Below are 13,294 nucleotides of genomic sequence, written 5' to 3'. Positions count from 1 at the left end.
GTCCTTGAGGATCGGGGGCAGGGCCATGGTTCGTCGCTTCCATTGACGTTTACGAAAACGTCAATCTCATAACAGAGATGAAAAGGCGATAAAAGAGTGGCTGCCATGCCTTCGTCGATTTCAGCCCGAATATATACGTCCGAGAAAGCTAATAGAATAAGGCCCGCAAGCGGTGAAACCTGCCGATTATCCCCGCCGATCAACGGCGGCCCGCCCTCGCAAGGCTTGCGGTTTGCCGCACTTGACGCTACCGAATTTTGATGGAGAACGGCGGGGATTGCAGTCCGATGCCGAATTCAAGGTGAAGGACTGAATGTGAGCGGATTAGAAACGGCCATCAGAACTGCGCTCGAGAATTCCGATCGCGATAATCCGGAGGTTCGAGCGAGGATCTATCAGTCCGCCCGCCAGGCGCTGGAAGCCGGCCTGCGCAAGCAGGATATCACCGACACCGAGGTCGTCGCCCATCACCGCCATCGCCTGGAAAGCACCATCCACGCCATCGAAGGCGAAGAGCGCGACCGCCTTCACCCACGCCAGAGGCCGCCTGAAGTGCCCGTGCCGCCCGTGGTGGAAATGCCGGCGCCGCCGGTTCACCAAGCCGAAATCGATCAGTTTGACGGTCCCATGGTCTCAGGCGAGACCCGTGCGCCCGACGTGGCCCCAAGCCGCGGCGACGAGTCCAGCCTCGACGACGTGCATGCCGGGAGTGCCGATCATCTGGCTGCCGCCCCCGTCGGCGAGGAACGCCTTACCCGCGGTCAGCGCGCCACCAATATGGATTTCCGTCCGGAGCGGGCGGCAGGCCGCCGCAAGCCGCGAAAATTCTTTTCGAGACTGCTCGTCTGGTGCGTCCTGCTGGCCTTCATCGGCATCGGCGCCTGGTGGGCGCATACATCAGGTCTGCTGATGTCGGCGGCAGAGCGCGACACCAGCGTTGCCAACCCGCCGGCAAGCACCCAGCCCGAGGATTTCACCGGCAATGACGATGGCGACGGCAATGCCGCCTCCCACACTGATCAGCCGGTGACCATCGATCCGCAGAACAGCTTCTCGGCCGATTGGATCCCGCTGTTCAAGCCTGAAGACGCCGACAAGATCCAAAGCGGCCCGCGGGCGCGCACCGAAAAGATCGCCGAGAATGACGGCCCTGCCGTGCGGTTGATTTCCGAGAGCGGTACGGCCGATGGCAACATCTCGATCAGCGTACCCCCCTCGGTGCTGCAGCAGCTTGCCGGCAAATCCTCGACGATCGCGCTGACACTGCAATCCACCACCGACGAGCCGACCCAGATCACCGTCGAGTGCAATTTCCAGACGCTCGGCAATTGCGCCCGCCATCGCTTCAACGTCACCCGGGAAAAATCGGATGCGCTGCTGCAGGTGAAGTTCGACCGCTCGCTGGCGCCGAATTCGCCGGGCACGCTGACGATCAATAGCGATCTCGACGGCAAGGCGCGCGGCATCAACCTCTTCGCCATCCGCATTCTGCCGGGGCAATGATCTCAGCCCCGGCGGAGCCGGTGCCCTATTTCAGAAAACCTGGGCCTGAGCCGATGATCTCCGCATCGACCGTTCCCAGCGCCTTTTTGTCCTTGCCGTCATAATCCATCTTGTTCAGCATGTGGCGGATCAGCTCGAGGCGCGCCCGCCGCTTGTCATTGGCGCGGATCACCGTCCAAGGCGCAAAATCCGTATGGGTTTCCTTCAGCATCCGGTTGCGCTTGTCGCTGTAATCGCTCCATTTCGTCAGCGCCGCGATGTCCATCGACGACAGTTTCCAGACTTTCAGCGGATCGTGCCGGCGGTCGTGGAAGCGCTTCAGCTGCATCTCGCGGCCGATATCGAGATAGAATTTGAAGAAGAAGATGCCCTCATGGGCGATGATCTTTTCGAGCTGCGGCGTCTGCTTGAGGAAGTCCTCATATTGCTGCGGCGTGCAGAAACCCATAACCGGCTCGACGCCGGCGCGGTTGTACCAGGAGCGGTCGAACAGCACGAATTCGCCGGCCGTCGGAAACTGCGCGACATAACGCTGGAAATACCATTGCCCCTGCTCGCGCTCGGTCGGCTTGGTCAGCGCCACGACGCGCGCAAGGCGAGGGTTCATATGCGCGGAGGAGGCGGAGATCGCGCCGCCCTTGCCGGCGGCGTCCCGCCCTTCAAACAGCGCCATCACCCGCTTGCCGGTCGCCTGCAGCCAGAACTGCACCTTGACGAGTTCGATCTGCAGCTTTTCCAGCTCCTCCAGATAGTCCTCTTCCTTGAGCTTCTTCTTGTAGGGAAAATCGCCGGATTCCAGCGCGTGCTCGTCCACCCAGTCCGGCAGAATGGGATCGTCGACATCAAAGGTGCGTTTCTTTCCGCGGATCTCCAGCTCCACGGCCCTGTTTTCGACGTCCTCGTCCATATGCTCCTCCTCGGCCTGATCGTTTCTCTCGTGCAGGCGAACATAGTTACCGTTGAAAATCAAATCTTTCGCGGCCGGCCGGTCATTTTTCTTAAGCTTCGGCTGCGGCCTTTCCCATCTCAGACGGCCAGCCGAAAACTTCTGTCATGAATTGCCGCTATCAGGCAGAGTTCAATATAAAGAAAAACGAATCGACGCCGCGAGGGCACTTGCCAGACGACACTCCATGGAGAAAAAGCCTGTTGGCGCGCATAAGGCGCGAGCGGCCGGTGCTGCTTGCGGCAATCCTCAGCGCGCTCGCCGCGCTTGCCACCGGCATGAACAAGTGGGTGGTGCTTGTCCTGCTGCTTGTGATGATCCTCGCCGCGCTTTTCAACGAGGCGCCCGTCATTGCGACCGAACCCGCCCCGCCGGTGGAGATCAAGCCGGAGGCGCCGCCAAGCCGCCTGCCGGAGGTTTCCGCCACGCTCTCCGGCCTCGATTTTCCTGTCATGCTGCTGTCGGACGATGCCTCGGTGCTCTTCCAGAACCGCGCTGCCGAAAAGGCCTTCGGCGAGGTGGCGCTCGGCGCCCATATATCGGCCCGCCTGCGCTCGCCGGGTGTGCTCGACATGGTGCGCGAAACCATCGCCACCAACGCGCCGAACCAGATCGAGCATTCCGAGCGGCTGCCCTCCGAGCGCGTCTATATCGTGCGCAGCGCGCCCATTGAATTCGCGGCCGATGACGGCCCGCATGAGCGCTATTTCATCCTGTCCTTCCGCGATATTTCAGAGGTCCGCCGCATCGACCGCATGCGCTCGGATTTCGTCGCCAATGCCAGCCACGAGCTGCGCACGCCGCTTGCCTCGCTGCGCGGCTTCATCGAGACCATCCAGGGGCCGGCAAAGAACGATCTGAAGGCGCAGGCGCGTTTCCTCAATATCATGCTCGATCAGGCGACGCGCATGAGCAGGCTGGTCGACGACCTGCTGTCGCTCTCTCGCCTGGAGCTGAAATCGCACATCGCGCCGGATGAGAAGATCGACCTGGTGCCGTTGCTCGGCCATGTCAGGGATTCACTGGTGCCGCTGGCAAAGGATGTCGGCGTCGACATCAACCTGCATCTGCCCGAGGGTAAGGTCGAGGTGCTGGGAGACCGCGACGAGCTTGTCCAGGTGTTCGAAAACCTGATGGAAAATGCCTGCAAATACGGCCAGGAGGGCGAGGTCGTCGATGTCTGGCTGAAGAACGGCACCGGCCAGCCGGTCGAGGTCAGCATCGTCGACAAGGGCCCCGGCATTCCCGCCGAGCATGTGCCGCGCCTGACCGAGCGCTTCTATCGCGTCAGCATCGAGGACAGCCGCTCGAAGAAGGGCACCGGCCTCGGCCTTGCCATCGTCAAGCACATCCTCACCCGCCACCGGGCGCGGCTGATCGTCAAGTCGGAAGTCGGCAAGGGTACGGACTTTACCGTCCGTTTCTGACGTATGCGTCCCCTATGAGAGGCGCACGAGGAATCGAGAGGTTGCCGCAAATCTCTTCTCCCCTCGGGGAGAAGGTGCCGGCAGGCGGATGAGGGGGCCACACGGCACACTTCTCACGTAAAACCTATTCCGCGACACCTGCCCAAGGGCCTTGACGATTGGTCGAGACGACGCCTGCACGGGTTATAGGAAAGACCGGCTTCGCTGGCCCCCTCATCCGCCCTACGGGCACCTTCTCCCCGAGGGGAGAAGAGGGAGTCGAGACGCTGCGGCATGTCCCTTCGCCCCGTCTACGAGGGTCCGAAGGGCGGTGACGGCAGCCGGATGCAAATAACGCGGAACGACTTTGATGAAAGAGCGCAAGCCGGAAAGCCGCCGCTTCGCTATTTGCCACCGATATGCAGCCGATTTTTGCAACGCAAGGTGGATTGACTGCCGGTCTTTGCTGGCCGCCCGACATGGTCGATCGGCCTATTTAAAATATATCATTATAAATCAATGAGTTAACCTGTCACAAATGTTTCATCGCTTTGACATAAAAGGACGGTGCTTACAGCGCTAAGAGAGTCTCGCCGATGAAAAAAGGCACTGCGAGGGCCTCTCTAAAGGCCGCACTCACACAAGCCCAATGCCGGGAGATTTACATGAACACCTTCAAGCTCACCGTTGCCGCGCTCGCTGCAACCGCCGCTTTCGCTGGCGCTGCCGTCGCCCGCGACCAGATTCAGGTTGCTGGTTCGTCCACCGTCCTGCCTTACGCAAAGATCGTTGCCGAGTCCTTCGGCGAAACCTTCACCAACTTCAAGACGCCGGTCGTTGAATCCGGCGGCACGGGCGCTGGTCTGAAGGAATTCTGCAAGGGCGTTGGCGAAGACACCATCGACATTGCGAACGCTTCGCGTCCGATCAACAAGAACGAAGCCGAAGCCTGCAAGGCTGCCGGCGTAACCGACATCCAGGAAGTCAAGATCGGCTACGACGGCATCGTCTTCGCAACCGACGCTTCCAACCCTGACGTCGCCTACGTTCCTGCCGACATCTACAAGGCCCTCGCAGCCCAGGTCGTCGTCGACGGCAAGCTCGTCGCCAACCCTTACAAGAAGTGGTCGGAAGTCAACCCGAAGCTTCCGGCTGTTGATATCGCTGCCTACATCCCGGGCGAAAAGCACGGCACCCGCGAAGTCTTCGAACAGAACGTTCTCGCCGCCGGCTGCAAGGCCTCTGGTGCAACCGACGTCATCGCCAAGGAAATCGCCGACAAGGCTGCCCAGGGCAAGGCCTGCGTCGCAGTCCGCAAGGACGGCGCTGCCGTTGACATCGACGGCGACTATCCGGAAACCCTCGCACGCATCGCCGCCAACAAGACCGGCGTCGGCGTATTCGGCCTTTCCTTCTACGAAAACAACGCCGACAAGCTCAAGGTTGCGAGCATGAGCGGTATCGTTCCGTCCACGGAAACGATCGCTAACGGCACCTACCCGGTTTCCCGCCCGCTGTTCTTCTACGTCAAGAAGGCACATCTCGGCGCCGTTCCGGGTCTGAAGGAATACGTCAACTTCTTCGTATCCGACCAGATGATCGGCCCCGACAGCCCGCTCGTCGAATACGGCCTCGTTGCCGCTCCGGATGCCGAACGCGACGCGATCCGCAAGGACGTCGAAGCAGGCAAGTCCATGTAATGACTTTGCCGGCGCGGCGCCTTTCAGCCCGCGCCGGCATTGCCTTATGTCCCTGCGCGCCGGCGGTTCTGGAGCTGCAGGGTTGGAATTCCTTCTCCATGATTGGAAGCTGAAGGCAGGCTGATGAAGCCGCCGGGCTTTTTGGGGCTATGGGCCTGGGGACGTAACGAATGAGCACATCCATCATACTTTTGTGCCTTGTGGTGATCGGAGCCGCCGCCTATCTGGTCGCGCGCAGCCGGGCCACGGCGCTTGCCGGAGGCCGATCCTCCGCATTGCATTCGCGGCCGGCCTATTACGGCGCCTATGCCGCGATCTGGGCGGTTCTTCCTGCCCTCATCGTCCTCTGCCTCTGGCTTTCCATCAGCCCCGGCATCATCCAGTCCTCGGTTCGCGGCGCTGTCCCCGACGACATCAAGGCTCAAGCCTCGGTCGAGCAGGATCTTGGTTATTCGATGGTGGCGACGGTCGCCCGCGGCCTGACGATGCTGACCGCGGATGAAGCTGCGGCGGTCTCCAGCGATCCGGCAGCCCTGCAGGCCAAGCTCCTCGAAAAGGGTGTGCCGCTTGCCGGCCAGCCGCTGCCTTACATGCTCGACGCCGCCAAAAAGCTCAACACCATGAGCATGACGAGCCGCATCGCCATGACGGCTGTTGTCTTCGCTCTCGCGGTTGCCGGCGCCTTCTATGCGCTGCGCTCCATCGCTCCGCGCTTCCGCGCCCGCAACCGGGTCGAGCGCGTCATGCTCTGGGGCCTACTGCTCGCCTCCTCGATCGCCATTCTGACGACGATCGGCATCGTGCTCTCCATGCTGTCGGAAGCTGCGCGCTTCTTTGCGGCCGTTCCCGCCATGGACTTCTTCTTCGGCACCGTCTGGGATCCGCGCTTTGCCGGCGCCGGCAGCTCGTCCTTCGGCCAGTTCGGCCTCATCCCGTTGCTGCTCGGCACGATTTATATCGGCCTGGTGGCGATGCTGGTCGCCGTGCCGGTCGGCCTCTTCGCCGCCATCTACATGGCCGAATACGCTTCGCCGAAAGTGCGCGGGGTCGCCAAGCCGCTCCTCGAAGTGCTCGCCGGGATTCCGACAATCGTCTACGGCTTCTTCGCGCTCGTCACCGTCGGCCCGTTCCTGCGCGATTTCTCCGCCCAAATCAGCGGTCTTCTCAGCGGCAACTATAGCAACTTCATCCAGGCGCAGAGCGTTCTGACGGCCGGCATCGTCATGGGCATCATGCTGATCCCCTACGTGTCCTCGCTGTCGGACGACATCATCACCGCCGTGCCGCGTGCCCTGCGTGACGGTTCGCTCGGTCTTGGGGCCACACGCTCCGAAACCATCAAGAAAGTGGTTCTCCCCGCCGCTCTTCCCGGCATCGTCGGCGCATTGCTGATGACGGCTTCGCGCGCCATCGGCGAAACCATGATCGTCGTGCTGGCCGCCGGTGTCGCCGCCCGCATCCAGATCAACCCCTTCGAGCCAATGACGACGGTGACCGTCAAGATCGTCAACCAGCTGACTGGTGACCTTGAGTTCACCTCGCCGCAGACGCTGGTTGCCTTTGCCCTTGGCATCACGCTGTTCTGCATCACGCTTTGCCTCAATATCTACGCGCTCTACATCGTGCGCAAATACCGGGAGCAGTACGAATGACGGATATTGTTTCTCCCACTTCAGGCGTCACGGTTTCCAAGGCGCCAGTGCGCCGCGATATCGGCATCAAGCGCCGCTACGCCGCCGAGCGCCGGTTCCAGGCCTATGGCATCGCCGCCATCACCTTCGGCCTCGTCTTCCTCTTCATCCTGTTGTGGACGGTGATCGGCAAAGGCTACACCGCCTTCCAGCAGACGGCGATTACCCTGCCGATCGAATTCTCCGAGAAGACGATCGACCCGAACAATAAGCGTGCGACCGACCCTTCGGTGCTGATCGCCGCCAACTACCCGGTTCTCCTACGCGACGCGATCGTCAAGCAGCTGAACGTCAATGCCGCAAGCCGTCCCGATGTGCGCGATGCATCCGCGATGCTCTCCAAGGGTGCGCCGGTCCAGCTGCGCGACATGGTCGTCGCCGATCCGTCGATCATCGGCAAGACGGTCAACGTCACGGTACTCGCCGACGCCAATGTCGACAGCGCCAACAAGGGCCAGATCGATCTGTCGGTCGATGAGAAGAACCGCAAGGTCAACGACAAGCAGGTTGCCTGGATGAACGAGCTGAAGGCGAGCGGCGCTCTCCACAAGCAGTTCAACACCGGCCTCTTCGTCAATGGCAATTCCAGCCGTCCGGAGGCCGCAGGCCTTGGCGTCGCCCTGATCGGCTCGCTCTACCTGATGCTGATCGTGCTCGTGCTCGCTCTGCCGATCGGCGTCGCCGCCTCGATCTATCTCGAGGAGTTCGCGCCGAAGAACAAGCTGACGGACCTGATCGAGGTCAACATCAACAACCTCGCCGCGGTTCCCTCGATCGTCTACGGCCTGCTCGGTCTTTCCGTCTTCATCAACTTCATCGGCCTGCCGCGCTCGGCTTCGCTGGTCGGTGGCCTGGTGCTGACGCTGATGACCCTGCCGACGATCATCATCGCGACGCGTGCGGCGCTGCGCGCCGTGCCGCCGTCGATCCGTGCCGCAGCGCTCGGCCTCGGGGCGTCGAAGATGCAGATGGTGTTTCACCATGTTCTGCCGCTCGCCATGCCCGGCATCCTCACCGGCACGATCATCGGCCTGGCGCATGCGCTCGGCGAAACCGCGCCGCTGCTCTTGATCGGCATGGTCGCCTTCGTCGCCAACGCGCCGACGACACCGCTCGATCCCTCGACGGCTCTGCCCGTGCAGGTCTATATGTGGGCCAACGAGGCCGAACGTGCCTTCGTTGAGCGTACTTCGGGTGCCATCATCGTCCTGCTCCTGTTCCTGATCGTCATGAACATGGGCGCCATCCTCTTGCGTCGTCGCTTCGAGCGCCGCTGGTAAACGGAGTTAAACATCATGAACATGTTGACAGAAGCTGCAGTTGAAAAGGCGCTGGATCACAAGATGAGCAACGTCCCGTATAAGATGATCGGAAAGGATGTCTCGGTTTACTACGGCGAAAAGCGCGCGCTTTTCGATGTGAACCTGAACATCCGCGAAAACACCGTAACCGCCCTGATCGGCCCGTCTGGCTGCGGCAAGTCGACCTTCCTGCGCAGCCTCAACCGCATGAACGACACGATCGACGGCTGCCGCGTCACCGGCAAGATCACGCTTGATACCGACGATATCTATGATCCCGATATCGACGTCGTCGAACTTCGCGCCCGCGTCGGCATGGTCTTCCAGAAGCCGAACCCGTTCCCGAAGACGATCTATGAAAACGTCTCCTACGGCCCGCGCATCCATGGCCTTGCCAAGTCGAAGGCCGATCTCGACCAGATCGTCGAGACCAGCCTGCAGCGCGCCGGTCTCTGGAACGAAGTCAAGGACCGCGTGCACGAATCCGGCACCGGCCTGTCGGGCGGTCAGCAGCAGCGCCTCTGCATTGCCCGTGCCGTCGCCGTCAGCCCTGAAGTCATCCTGATGGACGAGCCCTGCTCGGCGCTCGACCCGATCGCCACCGCCAAGGTCGAGGAGCTGATCCACGAGCTGCGCGAGAACTACACGATCGTCATCGTCACCCACTCCATGCAGCAGGCCGCGCGCGTCTCGCAGCGCACCGCCATGTTCCACCTCGGCAATCTCGTCGAGGAGAACGACACCGACAAGATGTTCACCAATCCCGACGATCCGCGCACCCAGGACTACATCATGGGTCGCTTCGGCTGATCTTGGCGACACCAAGCCTTCCCGTTATTCGAGGATAAAGCCCCATGGCATCGACACATATTTTTTCTGCCTATGATGATGATTTGAAGTTCCTGTCCAGGCGGATTTCCGAAATGGGCGGCCTGGCCGAGCAGATGGTCAGCGAAGCCGTGCGCGCTCTCGTCAACGGCGATACCGCGCTGGCGCAGAAGGTCATCTCCGACGACGTGATCCTCGATCACGCCGAACGCGAAATCGGCGACAAGGCGATCGTCACCATCGCCCGCCGTCAGCCGATGGCTTCGGACCTGCGCGAAATCATGGGTTCGATCCGCATCGCCGCCGATCTCGAACGTGTCGGCGACCTCGGCAAGAACACCGCCAAGCGCGTCATCGCCGTCCAAAGCACCGGCGTTCCCCGCAAGCTCGCTCGCGGCCTCGAGCATCTGTCCGAGCTGGCGCTCGTTCAGCTCAAGGAAGTGCTCGACGTCTACACCAATCGTTCCGCCGACAAGGCGAATGCGATCCGCGAACGGGACAATGAGATCGACGCGATGTACACCTCGCTGTTCCGCGAGCTCCTGACCTACATGATGGAAGATCCGCGCAACATCACCAGCTGCACACATCTTCTCTTCTGCGCCAAGAACATCGAGCGCATCGGCGACCACGCCACCAACATCGCTGAGACGATCTATTACATGACGACAGGCGCTCAGCCGGAAGGCGACCGTCCGAAGGACGACAGCGCCAACACCGTCGGCGCGGTCACCGAATAACCGCCCACACCCCGCCACTTGCGTGCGCGCCCATCCGGGCGCGCACGAGGTCGCAGCCAATTTCTGAATTTGCGCAGGATGCATTGCTTAAATCACCCCCGGTTTAAGGATCATGCGCGAGGAGACCGACACGCATGATCCCGAGAGTTGCAGTTGTTGAAGACGAGGAAGCCCTCAGCGTGCTTCTTCGCTACAATCTCGAAGCGGAAGGCTTCGAGGTCGATACCATCCTTCGTGGCGACGAAGCCGAAATGCGGCTTCAGGAGCGCACGCCCGATCTTCTCATCCTCGATTGGATGCTGCCCGGCGTCTCCGGCATCGAGCTCTGCCGGCGTCTGCGCATGCGGCCGGAAACCGAGCGCCTGCCGATCATCATGCTGACGGCGCGCGGCGAAGAAAGCGAGCGTGTTCGCGGATTGTCGACGGGCGCCGACGATTATGTCGTCAAGCCCTTCTCGACCCCCGAGCTCGTTGCCCGCGTCAAGGCGATGCTGCGGCGCGCCCGCCCCGAGGTGCTGTCGACGGTACTGAAATGCGGTGACATCGAGCTCGACCGCGAGACCCATCGCGTCCATCGCAAGACCCGCGAAGTCCGCCTCGGCCCCACCGAATTCCGCCTGTTGGAATTCCTGATGTCGTCACCGGGTCGGGTCTTCTCCCGCTCGCAGCTTCTGGACGGCGTCTGGGGCCACGATATCTATGTCGACGAGCGCACCGTCGACGTCCATGTCGGCCGCCTGCGCAAGGCGCTGAATTTTTCCAACATGCAGGACGTCATCCGCACCGTCCGCGGCGCCGGTTATTCGATGGAAGCCTGAGGGCTTCCATTTGAGTTGCTGACAAATCCCTGGCAAAACCGCGACGTCATCCTCGGCCTCGTGCCGAGGATCTGCGCTCGGCACAAGGCCGAGCATGACGGAGGAAAACCTGAGCTTCCATCCAGCAACAAAAAAACGGGCCACTCGGCCCGTTTCTGCATTCTAACGATGGTCAGCCCGCTCAGCTGGCCCGCGCGGCTGCCCGGCGGCGTTCGTTGACCGGCTGGTAGGCAAGCTTCTGGTGGTAGCTGCAATAGGGCGAATTGTCGGGGGATTCGCAGCCGCAGAAATGGAAGTCGTCCTTCAGCGGATCGCCGACCGGCCACTTGCAGGTGCGTTCGGTCAGTTCCGTCAGGCCGAGGCGTCGGGAAATCGGCACGACCACGTTGCCTCTCGGCACGTATTCCATTTCCTCGATCGTTTCGATCTCGATCTCTTCCTTCAGCATGGTCGCGCCCTGCTGGCGGGTAACGGTGCGCGTGGCGACCCGTGAGGTGTAGTTCGGTGCGCGCGGCGCCGATGTATTGCGCTTTGGCGTTCGTGCGGCGGTGTTGGTGCCGCCAGCCTTGGCACGGCCTGGAAGGCTCAGCCGGTGCACTTTGCCGATGACCGCATTTCTGCTGACTCCGCCAAGCTGCGCAGCGATCTGGCTGGCGCTCAGTCCTTCGGCCCAAAGTTTCTTGAGTTTCTCGACCCGCTCGTCTGTCCAGTTCATGCCCTGTCTCCACCTTTTGCGTTGGTGATGGCAGAATCCCTCACCGTTGTCCCGGGAGCTCCGAAACAAGAAACGCTTGATCAATTTTGGTGACTAGTTCCGCCGCATGCAGTCTAGTAATTGATCTTTAACCTAGTGTGAGGCTGACTCCGTGACAAGAGTCGCATGAATCCGGATGAATCGAATTCGTAGTTTTCCCCAACTTGCTGCCTCTGCGTGGCATTTCTGCAATAATGCCTGTTGAAGACTGAAAATGCCGCTGTACACCCTTGCTGCATACGCTAAGGGCGCAGTTTTGTTGACATTGCAGCGCGAAAAGGAAATAGTGCCCCTCGCCGCCGCAAGGCGGCATTTTTGATTTTTCGGGCCTGGTTTCCTTAGCCGGAGTCATTGCCCGGCAACTTTGATGGAGATCGCGCCATGGCTGAAGCCGCGCCGCTTTATGACACCTATTCTCGTGCCCCGCTGCGGTTCGAGCGAGGCGAGGGCGTGTGGCTGATCACCGAAAGCGGCGAGCGATATCTCGATTTCGGCGCTGGCGTTGCCGTCACGTCAGTCGGCCACAGCAATCCGCATGTTGTGGGCGCACTGAAGGAGCAGGCCGACAAGGTCTGGCACCTGTCGAACATCTATGAGATCCCCGGTCAGGAACGTCTGGCAAAGCGGCTGACGGACGCCACCTTCGCCGACAAGGTGTTCTTCACCAATTCGGGTGCCGAGGCGCTCGAATGCGCGATCAAGACGGCGCGCCGCTATCAGTTTTCCAAGGGCCATCCCGAGCGCTTCCATATCATCACCTTCGAAGGCGCCTTCCACGGACGGACGCTGGCGACGATCGCCGCCGGCGGCCAGGAGAAATATCTCGAAGGCTTCGGCCCCAAGGCGCCGGGTTTCGATCAGGTGGCTTTCGGCGACATCGAAGCGGTCCGCGCCGCGATTACCGATGCCACGGCTGGGATTCTCATCGAGCCAGTGCAGGGCGAGGGCGGCGTCCGTCCTGCCACCACCGAATTCATGAAGGCGCTCCGCCAGCTCTGCGACGACAACGGCCTGCTGTTGATCCTCGACGAGGTCCAGACCGGCGTCGGCCGCACCGGCAAGCTCTTCGCCCATGAATGGGCGGGCGTCACCCCCGACATCATGGCTGTCGCCAAGGGCATCGGCGGCGGTTTTCCGCTCGGCGCCTGCCTTGCCACTTCAGAGGCCGCCTCCGGCATGAAGGCCGGCACGCATGGCTCGACCTATGGCGGCAATCCGCTCGCCATGGCCGTCGGCAGTGCCGTGCTCGACATCATCCTTGCCGATGGCTTCCTCCAGCATGTGCGCGACGTCGCACTGGTCTTCCGCCAGGGCCTCGCCTCGCTGAAGGATCGTTATCCCGATGTGATCGAAGATATCAGAGGCGAGGGGCTGTTGCTCGGCATCAAGGCTGCCGTTCCCTCCGCCGAACTGCTGCAGGCGATCCGCGCCGCCCATCTGCTCGGCGTACCCGCCGGCGACAACGTCATCCGCCTTCTTCCGCCCCTCGTGGTTACCGCCGAGGAAGCCCGCGAGGGCCTTGCCCGCATCGAGCGCGCCGCCGAAAGCATTCGCGCCTCCAAGGTCAAGAAGACGGCTTGAAGAGATTGCCGCCTTCGGGCGCAGCA

General features: G+C 61.7%; 11 protein-coding genes. 9 read left to right on the top strand and 2 right to left on the bottom strand.

Annotated features, from left to right (window positions below):
- Positions 1-315 precede the first annotated feature (315 nt).
- On the top strand, positions 316-1,503 hold the full coding sequence (locus tag AC1D1Z_RS04700) for a hypothetical protein (protein WP_018244639.1): 1,188 nt from the start codon (positions 316-318) through the stop codon (positions 1,501-1,503).
- 25 nt (positions 1,504-1,528) lie between these two features.
- Here the strand turns inward: AC1D1Z_RS04700 and ppk2 are convergent, their stop codons facing one another.
- Positions 1,529-2,410 carry a polyphosphate kinase 2 gene (ppk2, locus tag AC1D1Z_RS04695; RefSeq protein ID WP_026188606.1) on the bottom strand — a complete coding sequence of 294 codons (882 nt, stop codon included), beginning with the start codon at positions 2,408-2,410 and terminating at the stop codon, positions 1,529-1,531.
- A 242-nt stretch (positions 2,411-2,652) separates the two neighbouring features.
- Here ppk2 and phoR point away from each other — a divergent pair, with 242 nt between their 5' ends.
- From phoR to phoB, 7 genes are all read left to right on the top strand, one after another.
- Entirely contained in the window at positions 2,653-3,876 is a 1,224-nt protein-coding gene (gene phoR, locus AC1D1Z_RS04690) for a phosphate regulon sensor histidine kinase PhoR (protein WP_131647357.1), read from the top strand.
- Between the two features lie 644 nt (positions 3,877-4,520).
- On the top strand, positions 4,521-5,555 hold the full coding sequence (locus AC1D1Z_RS04685) for a substrate-binding domain-containing protein (protein ID WP_018244642.1): 1,035 nt from the start codon (positions 4,521-4,523) through the stop codon (positions 5,553-5,555).
- Positions 5,556-5,725: 170 nt separating this feature from the next.
- A complete protein-coding gene (gene pstC, locus AC1D1Z_RS04680) occupies positions 5,726-7,207 on the top strand; it encodes a phosphate ABC transporter permease subunit PstC (RefSeq protein WP_026230872.1) in 1,482 nt (493 codons plus the stop codon).
- Positions 7,204-8,526 carry a phosphate ABC transporter permease PstA gene (gene pstA / locus AC1D1Z_RS04675; protein WP_018447650.1) on the top strand — a complete coding sequence of 441 codons (1,323 nt, stop codon included), beginning with the start codon at positions 7,204-7,206 and terminating at the stop codon, positions 8,524-8,526. The genes pstC and pstA overlap by 4 nt, the downstream gene beginning before the upstream one ends.
- 15 nt (positions 8,527-8,541) lie before the next feature.
- On the top strand, positions 8,542-9,357 hold the full coding sequence (pstB, locus tag AC1D1Z_RS04670; protein ID WP_003556197.1) for a phosphate ABC transporter ATP-binding protein PstB: 816 nt from the start codon (positions 8,542-8,544) through the stop codon (positions 9,355-9,357).
- A 44-nt stretch (positions 9,358-9,401) separates the two neighbouring features.
- The gene (gene phoU / locus AC1D1Z_RS04665) at positions 9,402-10,115 is read left to right on the top strand and encodes a phosphate signaling complex protein PhoU (RefSeq protein WP_018244645.1); all 714 of its coding nucleotides are present in this window, start codon (positions 9,402-9,404) and stop codon (positions 10,113-10,115) included.
- A 134-nt stretch (positions 10,116-10,249) separates the two neighbouring features.
- Complete coding sequence (gene phoB / locus AC1D1Z_RS04660) at positions 10,250-10,933, top strand: phosphate regulon transcriptional regulator PhoB (protein WP_003545181.1); 684 nt, start codon at positions 10,250-10,252, stop codon at positions 10,931-10,933.
- A 181-nt stretch (positions 10,934-11,114) separates the two neighbouring features.
- Here the strand turns inward: phoB and AC1D1Z_RS04655 are convergent, their stop codons facing one another.
- Complete coding sequence (locus tag AC1D1Z_RS04655; RefSeq protein ID WP_018244646.1) at positions 11,115-11,648, bottom strand: GcrA family cell cycle regulator; 534 nt, start codon at positions 11,646-11,648, stop codon at positions 11,115-11,117.
- Positions 11,649-12,068: 420 nt separating this feature from the next.
- Here AC1D1Z_RS04655 and AC1D1Z_RS04650 point away from each other — a divergent pair, with 420 nt between their 5' ends.
- Positions 12,069-13,268 (top strand): aspartate aminotransferase family protein, encoded by a 1,200-nt coding sequence (locus AC1D1Z_RS04650; protein WP_047617086.1) that lies wholly within the window; start codon positions 12,069-12,071, stop codon positions 13,266-13,268.
- Positions 13,269-13,294: the final 26 nt, after the last annotated feature.

The organism is Rhizobium sp. P1_E1, assembly GCF_056406015.1.
The sequence above is the reverse complement of the archived record's forward strand: the minus strand, read 5'-3'. Positions and strand labels throughout refer to the sequence as shown.

Excerpts from the sequence above, each read along its gene's own strand:
- pstA (WP_018447650.1), top strand. The coding sequence starts at position 7,204 with ATGACGGATATTGTTTCTCCCACTTCAGGCGTCACGGTTTCCAAGGCG.
- AC1D1Z_RS04655 (WP_018244646.1), bottom strand. The coding sequence starts at position 11,648 with ATGAACTGGACAGACGAGCGGGTCGAGAAACTCAAGAAACTTTGGGCC.
- AC1D1Z_RS04685 (WP_018244642.1), top strand. The coding sequence starts at position 4,521 with ATGAACACCTTCAAGCTCACCGTTGCCGCGCTCGCTGCAACCGCCGCT.
- AC1D1Z_RS04650 (WP_047617086.1), top strand. The coding sequence starts at position 12,069 with ATGGCTGAAGCCGCGCCGCTTTATGACACCTATTCTCGTGCCCCGCTG.
- pstC (WP_026230872.1), top strand. The coding sequence starts at position 5,726 with ATGAGCACATCCATCATACTTTTGTGCCTTGTGGTGATCGGAGCCGCC.
- ppk2 (WP_026188606.1), bottom strand. The coding sequence starts at position 2,410 with ATGGACGAGGACGTCGAAAACAGGGCCGTGGAGCTGGAGATCCGCGGA.
- pstB (WP_003556197.1), top strand. The coding sequence starts at position 8,542 with ATGAACATGTTGACAGAAGCTGCAGTTGAAAAGGCGCTGGATCACAAG.
- phoU (WP_018244645.1), top strand. The coding sequence starts at position 9,402 with ATGGCATCGACACATATTTTTTCTGCCTATGATGATGATTTGAAGTTC.
- phoB (WP_003545181.1), top strand. The coding sequence starts at position 10,250 with ATGATCCCGAGAGTTGCAGTTGTTGAAGACGAGGAAGCCCTCAGCGTG.